Origin of the sequence: Actinokineospora cianjurensis, from assembly GCF_003663795.1 — a bacterium.
Taxonomy (GTDB): domain Bacteria; phylum Actinomycetota; class Actinomycetes; order Mycobacteriales; family Pseudonocardiaceae; genus Actinokineospora; species Actinokineospora terrae.
Window position 1 is genome coordinate 1,104,660 of record NZ_RCDD01000002.1, and the last position, 16,458, is coordinate 1,121,117.

17 protein-coding genes are annotated in these 16,458 nt (G+C 70.5%); 8 read left to right on the plus strand and 9 right to left on the minus strand.

Features of this window, described 5'->3' with window-relative positions; translation table 11 throughout:
* Positions 1–65: 65 nt before the first annotated feature.
* Positions 66–284 carry a hypothetical protein gene (locus tag CLV68_RS19425; protein ID WP_121392209.1) on the minus strand — a complete coding sequence of 73 codons (219 nt, stop codon included), beginning with the start codon at positions 282–284 and terminating at the stop codon, positions 66–68.
* Between the two features lie 43 nt (positions 285–327).
* On the minus strand, positions 328–510 hold the full coding sequence (locus tag CLV68_RS19430; protein ID WP_121392210.1) for a hypothetical protein: 183 nt from the start codon (positions 508–510) through the stop codon (positions 328–330).
* Positions 511–590: 80 nt separating this feature from the next.
* On the opposite strand from CLV68_RS19430, the gene CLV68_RS19435 reads away from it, so the two are divergent.
* Positions 591–1,946: an FAD-binding oxidoreductase gene (locus CLV68_RS19435; protein ID WP_246009976.1), complete on the plus strand. Its 1,356-nt coding sequence runs from the start codon at positions 591–593 to the stop codon at positions 1,944–1,946.
* A gap of 36 nt (positions 1,947–1,982) precedes the next feature.
* Entirely contained in the window at positions 1,983–2,654 is a 672-nt protein-coding gene (locus CLV68_RS19440; protein WP_121392212.1) for an SAM-dependent methyltransferase, read from the plus strand.
* Here CLV68_RS19440 and CLV68_RS19445 read toward each other — a convergent pair.
* Together CLV68_RS19445 and CLV68_RS19450 are read right to left on the minus strand one after the other, a co-directional pair.
* On the minus strand, positions 2,643–4,340 hold the full coding sequence (locus tag CLV68_RS19445; RefSeq protein WP_121392213.1) for an AMP-binding protein: 1,698 nt from the start codon (positions 4,338–4,340) through the stop codon (positions 2,643–2,645). The genes CLV68_RS19440 and CLV68_RS19445 overlap by 12 nt on opposite strands.
* Positions 4,341–4,404: 64 nt before the next feature.
* Entirely contained in the window at positions 4,405–5,229 is an 825-nt protein-coding gene (locus CLV68_RS19450; protein WP_121392214.1) for a crotonase/enoyl-CoA hydratase family protein, read from the minus strand.
* 127 nt (positions 5,230–5,356) lie between these two features.
* Between CLV68_RS19450 and CLV68_RS34045 the strand changes: the two genes are divergently transcribed.
* From CLV68_RS34045 to CLV68_RS19460, 3 genes are all read left to right on the plus strand, one after another.
* A complete protein-coding gene (locus CLV68_RS34045) occupies positions 5,357–5,521 on the plus strand; it encodes a hypothetical protein (RefSeq protein ID WP_170224448.1) in 165 nt (54 codons plus the stop codon).
* Positions 5,522–5,646: 125 nt separating this feature from the next.
* Positions 5,647–6,144, plus strand: a complete 498-nt coding sequence (locus tag CLV68_RS19455) for an ArsR/SmtB family transcription factor (RefSeq protein WP_246009977.1) — start codon at positions 5,647–5,649, stop codon at positions 6,142–6,144.
* A gap of 14 nt (positions 6,145–6,158) precedes the next feature.
* Positions 6,159–7,370 carry an MFS transporter gene (locus CLV68_RS19460; RefSeq protein ID WP_121392215.1) on the plus strand — a complete coding sequence of 404 codons (1,212 nt, stop codon included), beginning with the start codon at positions 6,159–6,161 and terminating at the stop codon, positions 7,368–7,370.
* Between the two features lie 741 nt (positions 7,371–8,111).
* Here CLV68_RS19460 and CLV68_RS19465 read toward each other — a convergent pair.
* The gene (locus CLV68_RS19465) at positions 8,112–8,567 is read right to left on the minus strand and encodes a MarR family winged helix-turn-helix transcriptional regulator (RefSeq protein WP_121392216.1); all 456 of its coding nucleotides are present in this window, start codon (positions 8,565–8,567) and stop codon (positions 8,112–8,114) included.
* 91 nt (positions 8,568–8,658) lie between these two features.
* Here CLV68_RS19465 and CLV68_RS19470 point away from each other — a divergent pair, with 91 nt between their 5' ends.
* A complete protein-coding gene (locus tag CLV68_RS19470; protein ID WP_121392217.1) occupies positions 8,659–9,303 on the plus strand; it encodes an FMN-dependent NADH-azoreductase in 645 nt (214 codons plus the stop codon).
* Position 9,304: 1 nt separating this feature from the next.
* Here the strand turns inward: CLV68_RS19470 and CLV68_RS19475 are convergent, their stop codons facing one another.
* Positions 9,305–9,811: a TFIIB-type zinc ribbon-containing protein gene (locus CLV68_RS19475; protein ID WP_246009979.1), complete on the minus strand. Its 507-nt coding sequence runs from the start codon at positions 9,809–9,811 to the stop codon at positions 9,305–9,307.
* 148 nt (positions 9,812–9,959) lie between these two features.
* Here CLV68_RS19475 and CLV68_RS19480 point away from each other — a divergent pair, with 148 nt between their 5' ends.
* The gene (locus CLV68_RS19480; protein WP_121392218.1) at positions 9,960–11,093 is read left to right on the plus strand and encodes a type I restriction endonuclease; all 1,134 of its coding nucleotides are present in this window, start codon (positions 9,960–9,962) and stop codon (positions 11,091–11,093) included.
* 655 nt (positions 11,094–11,748) lie between these two features.
* Here CLV68_RS19480 and uvrB read toward each other — a convergent pair.
* The 3 genes from uvrB to CLV68_RS19495 form a co-directional block, all read right to left on the minus strand.
* On the minus strand, positions 11,749–13,923 hold the full coding sequence (gene uvrB, locus CLV68_RS19485) for an excinuclease ABC subunit UvrB (protein WP_121392219.1): 2,175 nt from the start codon (positions 13,921–13,923) through the stop codon (positions 11,749–11,751).
* A gap of 45 nt (positions 13,924–13,968) precedes the next feature.
* Positions 13,969–14,487, minus strand: coding sequence for a ribonuclease FAU-1 family protein (locus CLV68_RS19490; RefSeq protein WP_092780729.1), 519 nt, complete (start codon positions 14,485–14,487; stop codon positions 13,969–13,971).
* Between the two features lie 144 nt (positions 14,488–14,631).
* Positions 14,632–15,213 (minus strand): ribonuclease FAU-1 family protein, encoded by a 582-nt coding sequence (locus CLV68_RS19495; protein WP_121392220.1) that lies wholly within the window; start codon positions 15,211–15,213, stop codon positions 14,632–14,634.
* Between the two features lie 128 nt (positions 15,214–15,341).
* Here CLV68_RS19495 and CLV68_RS19500 point away from each other — a divergent pair, with 128 nt between their 5' ends.
* Positions 15,342–16,457 carry a DUF5685 family protein gene (locus CLV68_RS19500; RefSeq protein WP_211346646.1) on the plus strand — a complete coding sequence of 372 codons (1,116 nt, stop codon included), beginning with the start codon at positions 15,342–15,344 and terminating at the stop codon, positions 16,455–16,457.
* Position 16,458: the final 1 nt, after the last annotated feature.

The window sequence follows — 16,458 nt, forward strand, 5'->3', positions numbered from 1 at the left end:
AGGGCAGGCCACTCGGCGGCTCTTTATCCCCCAGTCCCCCAGTTAGTCGTATCCGTGCTGGTCGGTCAGGCTTCGCGGTGCTGCGTCCAGCCCTGCCGCTCAAGCGCGGCCGGGGTGAGCGCGGTGGGCCTACCGAAGGCGTCAAGCCCCACCCAGCGGCCCGCACCTCCGGTGTACTCCAGCACGTAGGCGTGCCCGTGGCTCCACACGACGCTGCACGGCGCGGTGGGCAAAGTCGGCCCGGAACCGGATCCGGCCTGGTGGAAGATCGTTTCGGTACTCATCGGCTTACCTCCGCTCCGGACGTCGGCAGCCAGGGAGTGTGTGTTAGCTCTCTTGGCCGCCGAATCGAACTGAATCGATGCGCTCCCAGCCCGTGGCAGCGCTAAGCGAGTGGCTTGCGCGCGAGGGTGGTGTCTGCCGCCAGTCGGCGGCGCGGACGAATGCCTTGATCAGCGCGGAGCGGAAGGCGAGCAGGTCATCGAGGCCGCGGTCGGTCAGAGCCGACATATCGAGACTTCCTCCACTCGGGTATGTGAACCGGGTTCCCATCCGGGACGATTCCAACCATGTGCGCTGCGAGCGGTGGGGTGGTCGACAAGCTCAGCGAGGTGGTCGGATCGCGGCACGTCCTGACCGATCCCGAGGTGGTGGCCGGGTTCGCGACAGACTGGACCGGGCGCTTCACCGGTTCAGCAAGGCTGGTCGTGCGCCCCGCGGACCGCGACGAGGTCGCGGGCGTGCTGCGGGTGTGCCAGAAATTGGGTGTCGCGGTCGTACCGCAGGGTGGCAACACCGGGCTTGTCGGCGGCGGAATCCCTTACCAAGGCGAGGCTGTACTGAGCTTGACCCGTTTGACCTACCTGGGCCCGGTAGACCCAGTCACGCGTCAGGTGACTGCTGGAGCCGGGGTGACGCTCACAGCACTAGCCGCGCATGCGGCTGAGGCCGGCATGGACTTCGCGATCGACATCGCGTCTCGTGACAGCGCTACCGTCGGTGGTTTGGTCGCGACCAATGCGGGTGGATTGCGTGTCCTACGGTGGGGTTCGATGCGCGACCAGGTGGTGGATGTCGAAGGCGTGCTGGCGAACGGGGAGGTTGTCGGCAGGGTTGTCGGGCTACCGAAGGACAGCACCGGGTACGACCTCGCGGGGTCACTCGTTGGCAGCGAGGGGACACTCGCGGTGGTGACAGCGGCCAGGTTGCGCCTGATCCCAGCGTTCCGTGAACGCGCTACAGCGACTTTAGCCTTTGACCGCACGGAAGACGCCGTAGCCGCTATCGGGGCGCTTCGCGTTCTCCCCTCTCTCACCTCAGCCGAAGTGTTCTACGACGATGGTTTGCGGCTCGTGTGCGCGCATCGCCAGGTAGCGCCACCGTTCGCCGAGTCCTACCCGGTGTACTTGCTCGTGGAGTGCGCAGCGGATGTAGACCCAACGGAGTCTCTTGGCGAGATTGTCGAGACACTGCAAGGGCTGCGGGATTCGGCTCTTGCCGTAGACGAGTCATCCCGGCGGACACTGTGGACGCACCGCGAGGCGCACGCCGAGGCGATCAACGCGTTGGGGCCACCGCTGAAGTTGGACGTAGGAGTACCGCCGGCACTGGCTGCCGAGTTCGAGCGTGAGGTGCGTTCGATCGTCACCGAGGTAGCGCCAACAGCCACGCTTGTCCTCTTCGGACATCTAGCGGAGGGCAACTTCCATGTGAACGTGGTCGGCGCGGGTGACTCCGAGCTGGAGCTGACCGATCGGGTCCTGCGTGCCGCCGCGGCCAAGGGCGGCACCATCTCGGCCGAGCACGGCGTCGGGGTGGCCAAGGCGCGATGGCTGGAGCTGACCCGCTCCCCTGTCGAACGCGCGCTCTACCGGGCCGTCAAGCACGCGTGGGACCCGGACGGGCTGCTCAACCCCGGCGTGCTCGTTGCTGGTTCGGCAACATAATTCGCCACCCGCGCGGCCCGCACGCATCATCGGCCCATGACTGACACCCACGCCCACGGCACCCACGCGTCCGCGACGGCCGACACCCCGCCCGCGGCCGAGTTCTGGGAGACCTTCTACTCGGAGCGCGACCAGATCTGGTCGGGCAAGCCCAACGACCTGCTCGTGCGCGAGGCGGCCGACCTGCCGCCCGGCACCGTGCTCGACCTGGGCTGCGCGGAGGGCGGGGACGCGGTGTGGCTGGCCGAGCGGGGCTGGCGGGTGACCGGTGTGGACGTGTCCGCGACCGCGCTGGAGCGCGCCAAGAAGCTCGCCGCCGAACGCGGGGTCAGCGACGCGATCACCTTCGAGCGCCACGACCTGGCCGAGACCTTCCCCGAGGGCAGGTTCGACCTGGTCAACGCGCAGTACTTCCACTCCCCCGTCGAGCAGGCCGGTGAGCGGCAGCGGGCACTGCGCAGGGCGGCGGACGCGGTCGCGCCCGGCGGGGTGCTGCTGGTCGTCGGCCACTTCGGCTGGCCGACCTGGATGGCGGAGCCGCGCCACGACTACGACTTCCCCACCACCGGCCAGGTGCTGGCGGGCCTGGAGCTCGACGACCGGTGGGTGGTCGAGCTCGAGGACATCGTCGAGCGGCCATCGACCAGCCCGGAGGGGGTCGAGGGCATCCGCACCGACAACGTGCTGCGGGTGCGGCTAGGCGCGTAGTTCCGGGAACTGGTCCTCGGTGAACTCGCCGGACGGGCTCGCGCCGCCGCCGCGGATCTCCCGCTCGCGGCCGCGCAGCTCGACCCGGCGGATCTTCCCCGAGATCGTCTTGGGCAGGTCGGTGAACTCCAGCCGCCGGATCCGCTTGTACGGGGCGAGGTGCTCGCGCGCGAAGGCCAGGATGGACCGGGCGGTGTCGGCGTCCGGTTCGTGGCCCGCGGCGAGCACCACGTACGCCTTGGGGACCGCGAGGCGGATCGGGTCCGGCGACGGGACGACGGCGGCCTCGGCCACCGCGGGGTGCTCGATCAGGACGCTCTCCAACTCGAACGGGGAGATCCGGTAGTCCGACGCCTTGAACACGTCGTCCGCGCGGCCGACGTAGGTGATGTAGCCGTCCGCGTCCCGGGATCCGACGTCGCCGGTGTGGTAGCGGCCGTCGCGCATGGCTTCCGCGGTGCGGTCGCCGTCGGCGGCGTAGCCGGTCATCAAGCCGACGGGCTGGTCGGCGAGCGCCACGCAGATCTCGCCCTCGTCGCCGGGCTCACCGGTGGCCGGGTCGACCAGGTCGATGGTGAAGCCGGGCAACGGCCTGCCCATCGACCCCGGCTTGACCGGCTGCCCCGGGGTGTTGGCGACCTGCACGCTGGTCTCGGTCTGACCGAACCCGTCGCGGATCGTCACGCCCCACGCGCGGGAGACCTGCTCGATCACCTCGGGGTTGAGCGGCTCGCCCGCGCCGACGACCTTGCCCGGCGGGGTGCTGAGTTGGCCGAGGTCGGACTGGATCAGCATCCGCCACACGGTCGGCGGGGCGCAGAAGCTGGTGACCCCGCAGCGGTCCATCTGGGCCATGAGCGCCGCGGCGTCGAACCGCGTGTAGTTGTAGAGGAACACGGTGGCTTCCGCGTTCCACGGCGCGAAGACGTTGCTCCAGGCGTGCTTGGCCCAGCCGGGCGAGGAGATGTTGAGGTGCACGTCTCCTGGCTCTAACCCGATCCAGTACATCGTGGACAGATGCCCGATGGGGTAAGAGACGTGGCTGTGCTCCACCAGCTTTGGTTGCGCGGTAGTGCCAGAGGTGAAGTAGAGCAGCAGTGTGTCGTCGGCCTTGGTGGGACTGTCTGGCGTGAAGTCCGCGGGTGCGTCGGCTGAGTCCGCGTAGTTGAGCCAACCGTCGACCGGTTCCCCTACCGCGATGCGGGTGTACTCGCCGGGGACGTCGTCGAACCTCGCCGTGTCGCCGGAGCGGACCACGACGTGCCGGGCCTGGCCGCGGTCGATCCGGTCCCGCAGGTCCGCCGGGCCGAGCAGGGTGGACGCCGGGATGACCACCGCGCCGAGCTTGATCGCGGCCAGCACCGTCTCCCACAGCTCGCCCTGGTTGCCCAGCATGAGCACGAGCCGGTCGCCCCTGGCCACGCCGCGCGCCCGCAGCCAGGCCGCGAGCTGGTCGGAACGCAGGGACAGCTCCGCGAAGGTCCACCTCCGCTCGGACCCGTCCTCCTCGACGATCCACAGCGCCACCCGGTCAGCGGTCGGCCCGTCGGCGGCGATGACGTCGAACCAGTCCAGCGCCCAGTTGAACTCGGCGGGCCTGGGCCAGGCGAACCCGGCGCGGGCGGCGGCGTAGTCCTCGCGGTGGTCGAGCAGGAAATCCCGGGCGGCGCGGAACGCTGCGGTCACTGCGGCTCCCCTCTGGTGGGTGGACCCCGAGCCTGCCCCAGGCGCGGCGGGTTGGCCAGCAGCGCTACTGGCCGGTGAACTCCGGCGGCCTGCGCCCCAGGAACGCCTGGACGGCCTCGCCGAGGTCCTTGCTCGGCAGGAACGCGGCGTTCCAGGCGGCGACGTAGCGCAGGCCGTCGGCGACCCGGTGCTCGCGCTCGTGGCCGAGCACGTCCTTGGTGCCCTGCACGGCCAGCGGCGGGTTCGCGGCGATCTCGGCGGCCGTGGCCCGCGCGGCGGTAAGAGCGGCCGTCTGGTCGGGGTAGACATCGTTGACGAGCCCGATGCGCAGCGCGCGGTCAGCGTCGATGTCCTTGCCGGTTAGCGCCAACTCCCGCAGGTGACCCTCACCGATGACCCCCGCGAGTCGCTGCAAGCTGCCCAGGTCAGCCACGATCGCGACCTTCACCTCGCGCAGGCTGAACCGGGCGTCCGCGCTCGCGACCCGGATGTCGGCGGCGGCGATGACGTCCAGCCCGCCCCCGACGCACCAGCCGCTGACGGCCGCGATCACCGGTTTACGGCACGCGGCCGCCGACGTCACGGCGTGCTGCAACGCGCGGACCTCGTCGTGGAAGCGGGCGCGCGGGGCGGCCAGCGCGCCCTCGGCGAGCACCTCGCCCCACCTCGGCATCATCGCGGGCAGGTCGAGCCCGTAGGAGAAGTGGGCGCCACTACCGGTCAGCACGACCGCGCGCACCTCGGGGTCGGCGTCGAGCGCGCCGAACACGACCGGCAGCTCGCGCCAGAAATCCGGCCCCATCGCGTTGCCCTTACCGGGCCCGAGCAGGGTCACCTCGGCCACGTGGTCGGACACCTCGACCGTCAACGACACCAGGTCCTCCGTCATACCGGCGACCTTACTCAGTGGTAACCGGCGCGGACACTTCCCCCGATCGTGTGGCGTCGTGATCACCGGGGCACGGCGGGGCGCGAGGTAGGTTCCTCGGCAAGCCAGGTAGCGAGGGAGACTGCGGATGGCGAACACGGGCGCGATGTCGACGCCGATCTTCGACGAGCTGTTGCGCGAGATGACCGAGGGCGCGGCGGCCGCGGAGGCGCAACAGGTCAGCACGCCGCCCGCGGACACCCCGGCCCCCAAGCCGAGCCAGGGCGGCAGGCGGCGGGCGCGCACCAGCTGAGGACCGGAAGCGCTCCCAGCCGGGGTGGGACCGGCGGGACCGCACCATAGTCATTTGACACGGTAGGTCCGCATTCAGAAACTCGCGGTATGGACATGGGGGACACACGCTCGACACTGCACGGGATGCGCGCGCTCGCGCACCCGCTGCGGATGCGCATCCTCTCGCTGGTCACCGACCGCGCGATGAGCGCGGCGGAGGTGGCGCGGGAACTCGGCGACAGCCAGCCCAACATCAGCTACCACCTGCGCAAACTGGCCGACGCGGACCTGGTGGAGATCGTCGAGGAGGTGCCGATCCGCGGCGGCATCGCCAAGCGGTACCGGCACATCCCGCCCGCGGTCGCCGCGCCGCGCGAGCCGGGCGACTCCGAGCACCTGCTGGCCACGGCGCTGGCGGCGGGCCTGGGGGCGCGCACCGCGCGGCGCAGGAGCGACGCCCCCGGCAACGCCGAGACCGCCACCGACGCGGAACTGTGGGTCGACCCGCAGGTCTGGCGGGACATGGTCGCGCACGCGCGGGAACTGGGGCTGCGGCTGCGCGACGCGGCCCAACCGCCGATGACACCGGGCACGGTCCGGGTCAGCACCACGATCTCGATGTTCGAGATGGACAGCTGTTGACCTCGTCGGCCGGGATGCTCGCCCCGCTGCGCGTACCGATGTTCCGCAGGCTGGCCATCGGCCGGGTGACCACCTACGCGGGCAACGCCGTGGCGCCGGTCGCGCTGGCGTTCGCCGTGCTCGACCTGACCGGGTCGGTGGTGGCCCTCGGCCTGGTCGTCGGCGCCAGGTCCATCGCGAACGTGCTGCTGCTGCTCATGGGCGGCGTCCTGGCCGACCGGCTCCCCCGCGGGGTCATCCTGCAGGGCGCGAGCCTGGCCGCGGCCGTCTCCCAGGCGGCGACGGCGCTCTCGGTCCTGCTCGGGTTCGCCTCGATCCCGCTGCTGGTCGTGCTCAGCGTGGTCAACGGCGCCGTCTCCGCGGTCTCCTTCCCCGCGGCGGCGGCGCTGACCCCGCAGACCGTGCCCGCGCCGCTGCTGCTGCAGGCCAACGCCGTGGTGCGGATGGGCATCAACGCCGCCCTGATCACCGGGGCGTCGTTCGGCGGCATGCTGGCCGCCCTCGCGGGCCCGGGGTGGGCGATGGCGGTGACCGCGGTGGTGTTCCTGGTGGCGTCGTTCTGCTACGCCAGGGTCCGCGCGCCGGAGATCGCCGCCAGCGAGCCGACCCGCCCGATCGCCGACCTGCGCGCCGGGTGGGCCGAGTTCACCGCCCGCACCTGGGTGTGGTCGATCGTGCTGGCGTTCATGGTGGTCAACGCCGCGGTCACCGGCGGCCTGCAGGTACTGGGCCCGTCCATCGCCGACGCCACCTTCGGCAGGCTCGCCTGGGGTTTCATCCTCGGCGCGCAGACGGTCGGCGCGCTGCTGGGGGCCATCATCGCCAGCCGCTGGCAACCGCGCCGCGCCCTGCTGTTCGGCACCGCCCTGATCGCCGTGGAGTCCGTCCCGGTGCTGGTGCTGGCGCACGCACCCGAGGTCCTGCTGATGCTCGCCGCCATGTTCGTCGGCGGCATCGCGATAGAACAATTCGGAATAGCCTGGGACGTCTCCCTCCAGGAGAACATCCCCCCGGACCGCCTGGCCCGCGTCTACTCCTACGACGCCGTCGGCTCGTTCATCGCGCTGCCCCTGGGCGAGATCGCCGTGGGCCCCCTCTCCCTGCACTTCGGCACCGCGGCCACCCTCACCGCCCTGAGCGCCCTCACCTTCCTCGCCATCCTCGCAGCCTCCCTAACCCCCAGCGTCAGATCCCTGACCCGCAAACAAACCCCCGCCCCCGCCTGACCCGCGCTCACCCCCACGCCTACCCGCGGGGCGGGCCGCTTCGGCCGACTGAACAGCTTCGCCACGCGCACTCAGCGCAACCCACGACCGCCGCAACCCCGCCGCCGACTGCCCCCCCCCCACACACACACATGCACCCACTTCCCCGAACTGCCCCCGCCCAGCAATCACCGCCCCGCCGCGCCCTTCGACGATGCCCTCCTCCGACAGGCCCGGCCGCGCCCCCACAACACGCCTCAGCGATGCCTGCCGCCCGACCGCCCCTGGCACAACACGCCGCTCCCAGCCCCCGTCACGCCACCACAACACGCCCCCGCCACGGCCTCGAAACACCAGTCGCAGCGGACCCCCATCGCCCTCCCGGAACGCCTCCCACAGCAGCCCCGTCGCGCCCTCAACCCCACCCCCACCGCACCCACCGGCGGCCCCACCACCCCGGCCTCGCGCGCGCACGCCAGTCCTGCCCCAGCCCCCACCCACTCCGGGGGGCGTCCCAGTGCCAGTCTATCGGCACCCACCGACAGTCGATCTTCACACGAGCCGTCGAAGATCCACATGTGGATAACTTCTGTCGCTGAACCGGGTGAATTGCCAGCACGTCCGAGGAATGAAGCCGCAGGTCAGGCGCGTGCAGGTACGCCGACATCCGCAGCCGGGCACCAAGTCGTCCGGACGAAGATCGACAAGTAGCACACCAGGCCGCCGAGTGTCCACAGTAGACAGAGTCCACAGTGGACCGACTCAGCAAGGGGCGTTGCAGGCTTCGTTGGCGTCTTCGCGGGTGGCGAGTTTGCGTAGGAGGTCGCGTAGGAGGTCGCGTTCGGGGGCGGCGAGTGGGGCGAGGACCTCGTCCTCGGCGCGGCGCAGGGCGGCGGCGGTGGCGGTGAGGCTGTCGCGGCCCGCGGCGGTGGCGGAGAGCAGGCGGGCGCGGCGGTCGGCGGGGTCGGGGCGGCGCTCGACGAGGCCCGCGCGTTCGAGGTCGTCGATCAGGTAGGTCATCACGGTCTTGTCGAGGCCGAGGCGGTGGGCGAGGGTCTGCTGGCTGCACGCCTCGCCCTCGACGGCGCTGGTGAGCACCTGGTACCCGCGCGGACCGCCGGGCAGCCCGGCCAGGACCCGCTCGGCCGAGCGCACGTACCGGCGGAAGACCGCGCCCAGCGCCCACCCCAGGTCCGACTCGACGGCTGGTGTGGTCACGGTCGCATCTTACCGACCCGGGATGGACAGTCACTTACTCCGCATGCAAGATAGTCTGTGCTACAGACGATCTGAACCACGGAGGACTCCGATGAGCCTGTTCCGCCTCGACAGCAGCATCCGCCAGACCGACTCGGTCAGCCGCGCGGTCGCCGACACCGTCACCGAGAACTGGGTGGCCGCGAACCCGACCGGCACCGTCGTCCGCCGCGACCTGGCCGTCGACGGGGTGCCGAGCACCGCGTGGACCGACGCCGTCGCGGGTGGTCCGACCCCGGTCGACCAGCGGACACCCGCCCAGGCCGCCGCCGTCGCACTCGCCACCACCATCGCCGACGAGGTCGCGGCCGCCGACGCGCTGGTCATCGCCACGTCGCTGTACAACTTCGGGACCTCGCAGCACCTCAAGACCTGGATCGACCTGCTCATCACCGACCCCAGGTTCGCCCCGGGCAGGCAGCCCCTCACCGGCAAGCCGGTCGCCCTCGTCATCGCCCGCGGCGGCGGCTACGCCCCCGGCACCCCGCGCGAGGGCTGGGACCACGCCACCCCCTGGCTGGTCCGCATCTTCCAGGACGTCCTCGGCGCCACCGTCACCCTCGTCGAGGCCGACCTGACCCTCGCCGAGGTGGTCCCGGCGATGGCCGACCTCATCCCCCTCGCCCACCAGTCCGCCACCGCCGCCCACGCCCTCGCCGCCACCACCGGCAAGTCCTTCGCCACGACCGCGGTCTGACTCAGCCGGTCAGGGACGCGCGGAGTGCGCCGATCGCCCGCAGGACCTCGTCCCGGTTCTTCGCGGTCTTCATCCACCGCGGCAACCGCGCCACCAGGCTCATGGTCCCCGGCGACGCCCGCCGCTCCCGCACCCGCGCGCCGACGAAGCGTTCCAGCAGGTCCACATGCGACTCGTTGAACGCCCACACCGTGCGCCCACCGCAACACCGCGCCCGCAACCACAGCGGCAACCCGAAGTACGGATCCGTCGCCCCGCCCCACTCCGACCACTCCGGCACCACCGTCGCCACGTGGCCGCACCCCGCGCAAGCCAACCGCCGGGGTGACTCGAACACATCCCCTCCCCTATCCGGCCAGGGCACGACAACCGCGCGCCCCCGACACCGCGGGCACACGACGAGGATCCCCTCGTCCGCCAACGCGTACAGCCGGATCAACGGGTCCTCGAACCGCTCCGGCACCCCACCCATCCGACCATCATCGACGACCGGTCCCATCCCGGTCATCCCGATATCCCCCCGGCGCTCCACACCGGAGTGATCGACTCGTTGAGTCACGAGTCGGACACGCTCGTAACACGGCGCCGGGCAGGCTCGACTCTCCGCACAGTGGAAATCGAGGCCGTGCAAGCAGGACGGCGCCCGGGAGTGGACGATGGAGATCGCGGAGAGAGCTCAGGCGCTGGCGGTGAAGATCCGCAAGCACAAGGCGGCGATCGAGACCGAGGAGGCGACGAAGAACGCGTTCGTGATGCCGTTCATCAGCGGGGTGCTCGGCTACGACGTGTTCAACCCGGACGAGGTGATCCCCGAGTTCACCGCCGACGTGGGCACCAAGCGCGGCGAGAAGATCGACTACGCGATCGTCCACAACGGCCAGGTGCAGGTGCTGGTCGAGGCGAAGAAGGTCAACGACCCGCTCAAGCTGGAGCACGCCTCGCAGCTGTTCCGCTACTTCTCGGTCACCAACGCCAGGATCGCGGTGCTGACCAACGGCGAGGTGTACCAGTTCTACACCGACCTCGACGCGCCCAACCGGATGGACGCGAAGCCGTTCCTGGTGCTGGACTTCTCCGACATCGACCCGACGCTGCTGCCGGAGTTGGCGAAGCTGAGCAAGGAGGCGTTCGACCTCGACTCGGTGATCAGCGCGGCTGGTGAGCTGAAGTACATCGGGCAGATCAAGCGGGCGCTGGCGGCGGAGTTCCGGGAGCCGTCGGAGGCGTGGGTCCGCTACTTCACGACGAAGGTGTACGAGGGGTCGTTCACCCAGAAGGTGCGCGAGCAGTTCACCACGCTGGTGGACAAGGCGGGGCACCAGTTCGTCAACGAGCAGGTCAACGACCGGTTGAAGAACGCGCTGGGCGGACCGGACACGTTCGTCGCGGTCCCGAGCGCCCCGCCTGAGCCGAGCGCGGCGGTGGAGGTGGAGACGCCTGCGGACGTGGTGACCACCGAGGACGAGCTCGAGGGGTTCCGGGTCGTGCGGGCCATCGTGTGCGCGGCGGTGGGCAGCGACCGGGTGGTGGCCAGGGACACGAAGACGTACTTCGGGGTGCTGCTCGACGACAACAACCGCAGGCCGATCGCGCGGTTGTGGTTCAACCGGTCGAAGAAGTACCTCGGGGTGTTCGACGAGAACAAGGTGGAGACCCGGGTGGCGATCGACCGGGTGGAGGACATCTACCGGTACGCCGACGCGTTGCGGGCCACCGTCGCGCGCTACACCGACTCGGCGATCAGCATCCCCCAGCCCGCGTCGGCGGCGCAGCCGGTGGCCATCAACTAGGCCCGTGTCCTGTGAGCGATCTGCCTGCTGGTGTGATCTTGGGTGTGGTGGAGTGCCATGGATTTTGAGCGTGCCCGGCTGCGGGAGTGGGAGCGGGAGAACCAGGAACGATCTATCCGGCCGCCCGCATAGAACCTCACGAACCACACGCGTCGAACTCGCGCGCCGAGCCGTCATCCGCGGACCGGAACTCGTGCGAGCGCTGATGCGCGAGCTGGGCCCGGTCCCGGTCGGACCCACGACGCCGGCCGGTCACGGCCGTCCCGGCACCGGACGTCCATGCCACACCCGATCTCGTCCAACGCGATTTCACCGCCGACCATCCCGGACACATCGCCCCCAACGAAGCCGAAAACCACCACCACGCACCACCACTGGCAGCCTGAAACCCCACTAACCACTGTCCGAAAAACCCGTGGCACTCCATGGTGGGCGGTGATCGAGCCGTTGGTGTCGGGTGGCGGTCGTCGGTGGCGTGGTTGGCGGTGAGCACAACGCGCCACCGACTACCCAACCGAACTCGCCACCGCCGCCATCATCCGCAGGCCCCGATGACTCACAGGACAGGCCCTGGCCCCGTCCATCCACACAGGACACAGCGCGCGAACCAGCCACTCCGGGGCGGGCGATCACCAACCCGCCCCGGGGTGCCGGGTCAGCGGATGCCCGCGGCGTCCATGCCGCGCAGTTCGCGCTTGAGGTCGTGGATCTCGTCGCGCAGGCGGGCGGCGAGTTCGAACTGCAGGTCGCGGGCGGCGTTCATCATCTGGTCGGTGAGCTGCTGGACGAGGTCGGCGAGTTCGGCGCGCGGCATGGTCTTGACGTCGCGGTCGGACACGATGCCCGCGGACTTGCTGGTGCCCGCCTCGCCGGTGGCGCGCTTGCCGCGGGAGGTGTTGCGGCCGGAACCGCCGATGGGGACGGTGTCCGACTCGGCCGCCTCCTCGTAGACCCGGTCGAGGATGTCGGCGATCTTCTTGCGCAGCGGCTGCGGGTCGATGCCGCGCTCGGTGTTGTACGCGGTCTGCTTGGCGCGGCGCCGGTCGGTCTCGTCGATGGCGTGGCGCATCGAGTCGGTGATCTTGTCGGCGTACATGTGGACCTGGCCGGAGACGTTGCGGGCGGCGCGGCCGATGGTCTGGATGAGGGAGGTGCCGCTGCGCAGGAAGCCCTCCTTGTCCGCGTCGAGGATCGCGACCAGCGACACCTCGGGCAGGTCGAGGCCCTCGCGCAGCAGGTTGATGCCGATCAGCACGTCGTACTCGCCCGAGCGCAGTTGGCGCAGCAACTCGATGCGGCGCAGCGTGTCCACCTCGGAGTGCAGGTACCGGACCCGGATGCCGAGTTCGAGCAGGTAGTCGGTGAGGTCCTCGGACATCTTCTTGGTCAGCGTGGTGACCAGGACCCGCTCGTCGCGCTCGGCCCGCTCGCGGATCTCGTGCACCAGGTCGTCGATCTGCCCCTCGGTCGGCTTGACCACCACCTCGGGGTCGACCAGCCCGGTCGGCCGGATGACCTGCTCGACGAACTCGCCGCCAGCCTGGCCCATCTCGTACGGGCCCGGGGTCGCCGACAGGTAGACCGTCTGGCCGATCCGCTGGGTGAACTCCTCCCAGGTCAGCGGCCGGTTGTCCACGGCGCTGGGCAGCCGGAAGCCGTGCTCGACCAGGTTGCGCTTGCGGGACATGTCGCCCTCGTACATGCCGCCGATCTGCGGGACCGTCACGTGCGACTCGTCGATGACCAGCAGGAAGTCGTCCGGGAAGTAGTCGATCAGGGTGGCGGGCGCGGTGCCGCCCGCGCGGCCGTCGATGTGCCGCGAGTAGTTCTCGATGCCGGAGCAGAACCCGACCTGGCGCATCATCTCCAGGTCGTAGCTGGTGCGCATCCGCAGCCGCTGCGCCTCCAGCAGCTTGCCCTGCCGCTCCAGCTCGGCGAGCCGCTCCTCCAACTCCTGCTCGATGCCGCCGATCGCGCGTTCCATCCGCTCCGGGCCCGCCACGTAGTGCGTCGCCGGGAAGATCCGCAGCTCCTCGCACTCGCGGACCACGTCGCCGGTGAGCGGGTGCAGGTAGTACAGCTTGTCGATCTCGTCGCCGAAGAACTCGACCCGGATCGCCAGCTCCTCGTAGGCCGGGATGATCTCCACGGTGTCACCGCGGACCCGGAACGTGCCGCGGGCGAAGGCGATGTCGTTGCGCGCGTACTGCACGTCGACCAGCGCGCGCAGGAAGGTGTCCCTATCGACCTCGCCGCCGACGGTGAGCCCGATCGAGCGGTCCAGGTAGGACTGCGGTGTGCCGAGGCCGTAGATGCACGACACCGAGGCGACCACGATCACGTCCCGCCGCGACAGCAGGCTCATCGTCGCCGAGTGCCGCAGCCGCTCGACGTCGTCGTTGATCGACGAGTCCTTCTCGATGTAGGTGTCGGTCTGCGGGATGTACGCCTCTGGCTGGTAGTAGTCGTAGTAGCTGACGAAGTACTCGACCGCGTTGTCCGGGAAGAACTCCCGCAGCTCGTTGGCCAACTGGGCGGCCAGCGTCTTGTTCGGCGCCATCACCAGCGTCGGCCGCTGCACCCGCTCCACCAGCCACGCCGCGGTGGCCGACTTGCCGGTGCCGGTCGCGCCGAGCAGCACCACGTCCTGCTCGCCCGCCCGGATCCGCCGTTCCAGATCGGCGATCGCGGTGGGCTGGTCGCCAGCGGGTTGGTAGGGCGCGGCCATCCGGAACTTCCCGTCGGAGCGCGGGATGTCGCTGACGGGCCGGTGCTCGGAGTGGGCGAGCACGGGTGCGTTCTGCTGGGATTTCTCGGTCGCGAAAGCCACGGGGACGAGGTTACGCCCGCGCACCGACAATCCGGGATGAGCCGGTCAGAAGGGGGGCCAGACCTCGAAGACGTGCTTGTAGGCCAACCAGGAGGACAGGTCGTGGCGGAAGCGGCTGAGCTCCTCGAGGGTCTGGTGCACCGTGCACAGCGCCAGGTCGGCGTCGCCCACGCGCAGCACCCGGCCCGCGACCGCGGCGGCGAACTCCTCCGAGCGCACGATCCTGGCCGTCGTCCCGCCCGGCGCGGCCAGGCCGAGCAGCAGGTCGGTGGTGCGCCAGGTGCGGCCGTCGCGCAGCACCCGGACCGCGGTCAGCACGCTCGGACCGCCCTTGGCGTGGCGGGAGCGGGGCTTGCTCTGGGTGAGCCGCAGGTTCAGGTGCGGCAGCAGCCAGGTCACCTCGGCGTCGGAGAACGGGTCCTCCGGGGTCGGGCACTCCATGCGCAGGCCCCACCGCTCGACCTGGCAGGTGCGGAGGGTCCGGGTCATCCCGGAGGAGTAGCTGCGTACCGCGGTGACCGTGTCGACGATGTCGACCAGCTGCGGGGTGATGGCCGTGCCCACGCGGCCAGAGCGTAGTCGCGGACATGCGTTCTGTGACTACCGGGGTCGATTCGTTATGTCACAGATCGTGTGCGCTCAGCTATCGGTTGGGCGAAATCCGCGCGCTCGCCGTCCCGAACCGTTGACGCAGAGTCGCCCCAGCCACTATCGGGGCTGCCACGGCGCGGGGATGCCGCGCTCGGCCAGCCAGGCGTCCACGTCGTGCCCCGCGGCGGCGATCCCGGCCACCGTCGTGTGCGTCCTGGTCATCGCCCGCTCGGCCGTGGACAGGTCGACCAGCCCGGCCCGGAACGCGGCGAGCAACTCGTCGCTGTCCTCGACCCGCACGTCGCGGCCCGTGCGCACCAGCACGTCCAGGTACAGGTCCACGGTCCGCCAGCACTGCCCGTCGCGGGTGATGTCGACGATGTCCAGGTAGAAGTCGTGCCCGAGGTCCACTCCAGACCTACCGCGCCACTTCGACACCCGCAGGCCGTCTTCGGGTAGCAGCAACGACTCGAAGTGCGCGATCCGTGGGTGGCCGTCCACCGGGCGCGACATATAGAGGCCGTGCTCGGTCTCGCGGAAGGTCTCGACCACCCGCACGAACCCCTTGGGGTCGGTATTGGTCATCTCGACCTGGTCGAACAGCTCCACTTTGGGCGGGTGGACCTCATGAGAGGTGTCGTCCCGGCGGGTCACCGGGATGGGCAGGTCACCGACTACGGGCTCGACACGCGCGCGCATGCCGACATCGTGCCTACCGGCCTCGAAGAAGCCCAGAGCTTTTGGCGGGTTTCTGCCCCCCGTACGGGTGAATGGGCGCTAGGCTCCCGCCCCGGTCGGGTCGTGGGAGTTCGTGGAGGTCAGACAGCGTGTTCGGGATCCTTCGGCCGTGCAGGCACCGGTTGTCGCCGACCTTGCGCACCTCGTGGATGGCTCACCTGTGCGGGCTCTGCCTCGCGCTGCGCGACGACCACGGGCACCTCGCCCGCACGGTCACCAACTACGACGGCCTCGTCGTCTCCGCCCTGGTCGAGGCCCAGTCGCCGACCGTGGGCACCCGCCGGGTCGCCGGGCCGTGCCCGTTGCGCGGCATGCGGACCGCCCCCGTCGCGGATGGCTCGGGCGCTCGGCTGGCCGCCGCGGTGTCGCTGGTGCTGGCCTCGGCGAAGGTCCGCGACCACGTCGACGACGGTGACGGCGCGTTCGGCAGGGCCCCGGTCGCGGGCGTCGCCAGGAAGGTCGCGACCCGGTGGGCGCGGCAGGGCGCGGCGACGGGTGAGCGGATCGGGTTCTCCACCGCGGTGCTGCTCGACGCCGTCGGCAGGCAGGGCGAGTTGGAGTCCGGTCTGGCCACCGGGTCGTCGGTGCTGCTGGCCACCGAACCGACCGAGACGGCCACCGCGGCCGCGTTCGCGCACACGGCGGTCCTGGCCGGACGGCCGGGCAACGCTGCCGCGCTCGGGGAGGCCGGGCGGCTGTTCGGCCGGGTCGCGCACCTGCTCGACGCGGTGGAGGACATCGACACCGACGCCGAGTCCGGGGCGTGGAACCCGCTGGCCGCGACCGGCACCGACATGGCCGAGGCGCGCAGGCTGTGTGACGACGCCGTGCTCGGGGTCAAGCTGGCTCTACGCGAGGCGGACTTCGCCGACCAAGGACTAGTGCACGCCCTCCTTGTGCACGAGTTGGACGCGGCCGTTAATCGCACCTTCGGTCACCAGCACTCGCACCAGACGCCAGGGCACGCACCGCCTCCTAACCCGCCCAAGGACGCGCCGCGTTGGGGTAAGAAGCGGTCGACGCTGCCTGGGTGCGGTGTCGCGATGGTGCTGTGTTGCACGTGCCAGTACTGCTGCGCGGACCCGTATCGCGATCCGTGGACCGGTGAGCCCAAGTCCGGCTGGTGCCAGTCGTCGAACTGCGACTGCTCGTGCTGCGACTGCTGCTCCTGCGGCGACGGGTGTTGCTGCGACTGCAACTGCTGAG

Coding starts and splice junctions, on each gene's coding strand:
- CLV68_RS19425 (WP_121392209.1), bottom strand. CDS start 284: ATGAGTACCGAAACGATCTTCCACCAGGCCGGATCCGGTTCCGGGCCG.
- CLV68_RS19430 (WP_121392210.1), bottom strand. CDS start 510: ATGTCGGCTCTGACCGACCGCGGCCTCGATGACCTGCTCGCCTTCCGC.
- CLV68_RS19440 (WP_121392212.1), top strand. CDS start 1,983: ATGACTGACACCCACGCCCACGGCACCCACGCGTCCGCGACGGCCGAC.
- CLV68_RS19450 (WP_121392214.1), bottom strand. CDS start 5,229: ATGACGGAGGACCTGGTGTCGTTGACGGTCGAGGTGTCCGACCACGTG.
- CLV68_RS34045 (WP_170224448.1), top strand. CDS start 5,357: ATGGCGAACACGGGCGCGATGTCGACGCCGATCTTCGACGAGCTGTTG.
- CLV68_RS19455 (WP_246009977.1), top strand. CDS start 5,647: ATGCGCGCGCTCGCGCACCCGCTGCGGATGCGCATCCTCTCGCTGGTC.
- CLV68_RS19460 (WP_121392215.1), top strand. CDS start 6,159: ATGCTCGCCCCGCTGCGCGTACCGATGTTCCGCAGGCTGGCCATCGGC.
- CLV68_RS19470 (WP_121392217.1), top strand. CDS start 8,659: ATGAGCCTGTTCCGCCTCGACAGCAGCATCCGCCAGACCGACTCGGTC.
- CLV68_RS19475 (WP_246009979.1), bottom strand. CDS start 9,811: ATGACCGGGATGGGACCGGTCGTCGATGATGGTCGGATGGGTGGGGTG.
- CLV68_RS19480 (WP_121392218.1), top strand. CDS start 9,960: ATGGAGATCGCGGAGAGAGCTCAGGCGCTGGCGGTGAAGATCCGCAAG.
- CLV68_RS19495 (WP_121392220.1), bottom strand. CDS start 15,213: ATGCGCGCGCGTGTCGAGCCCGTAGTCGGTGACCTGCCCATCCCGGTG.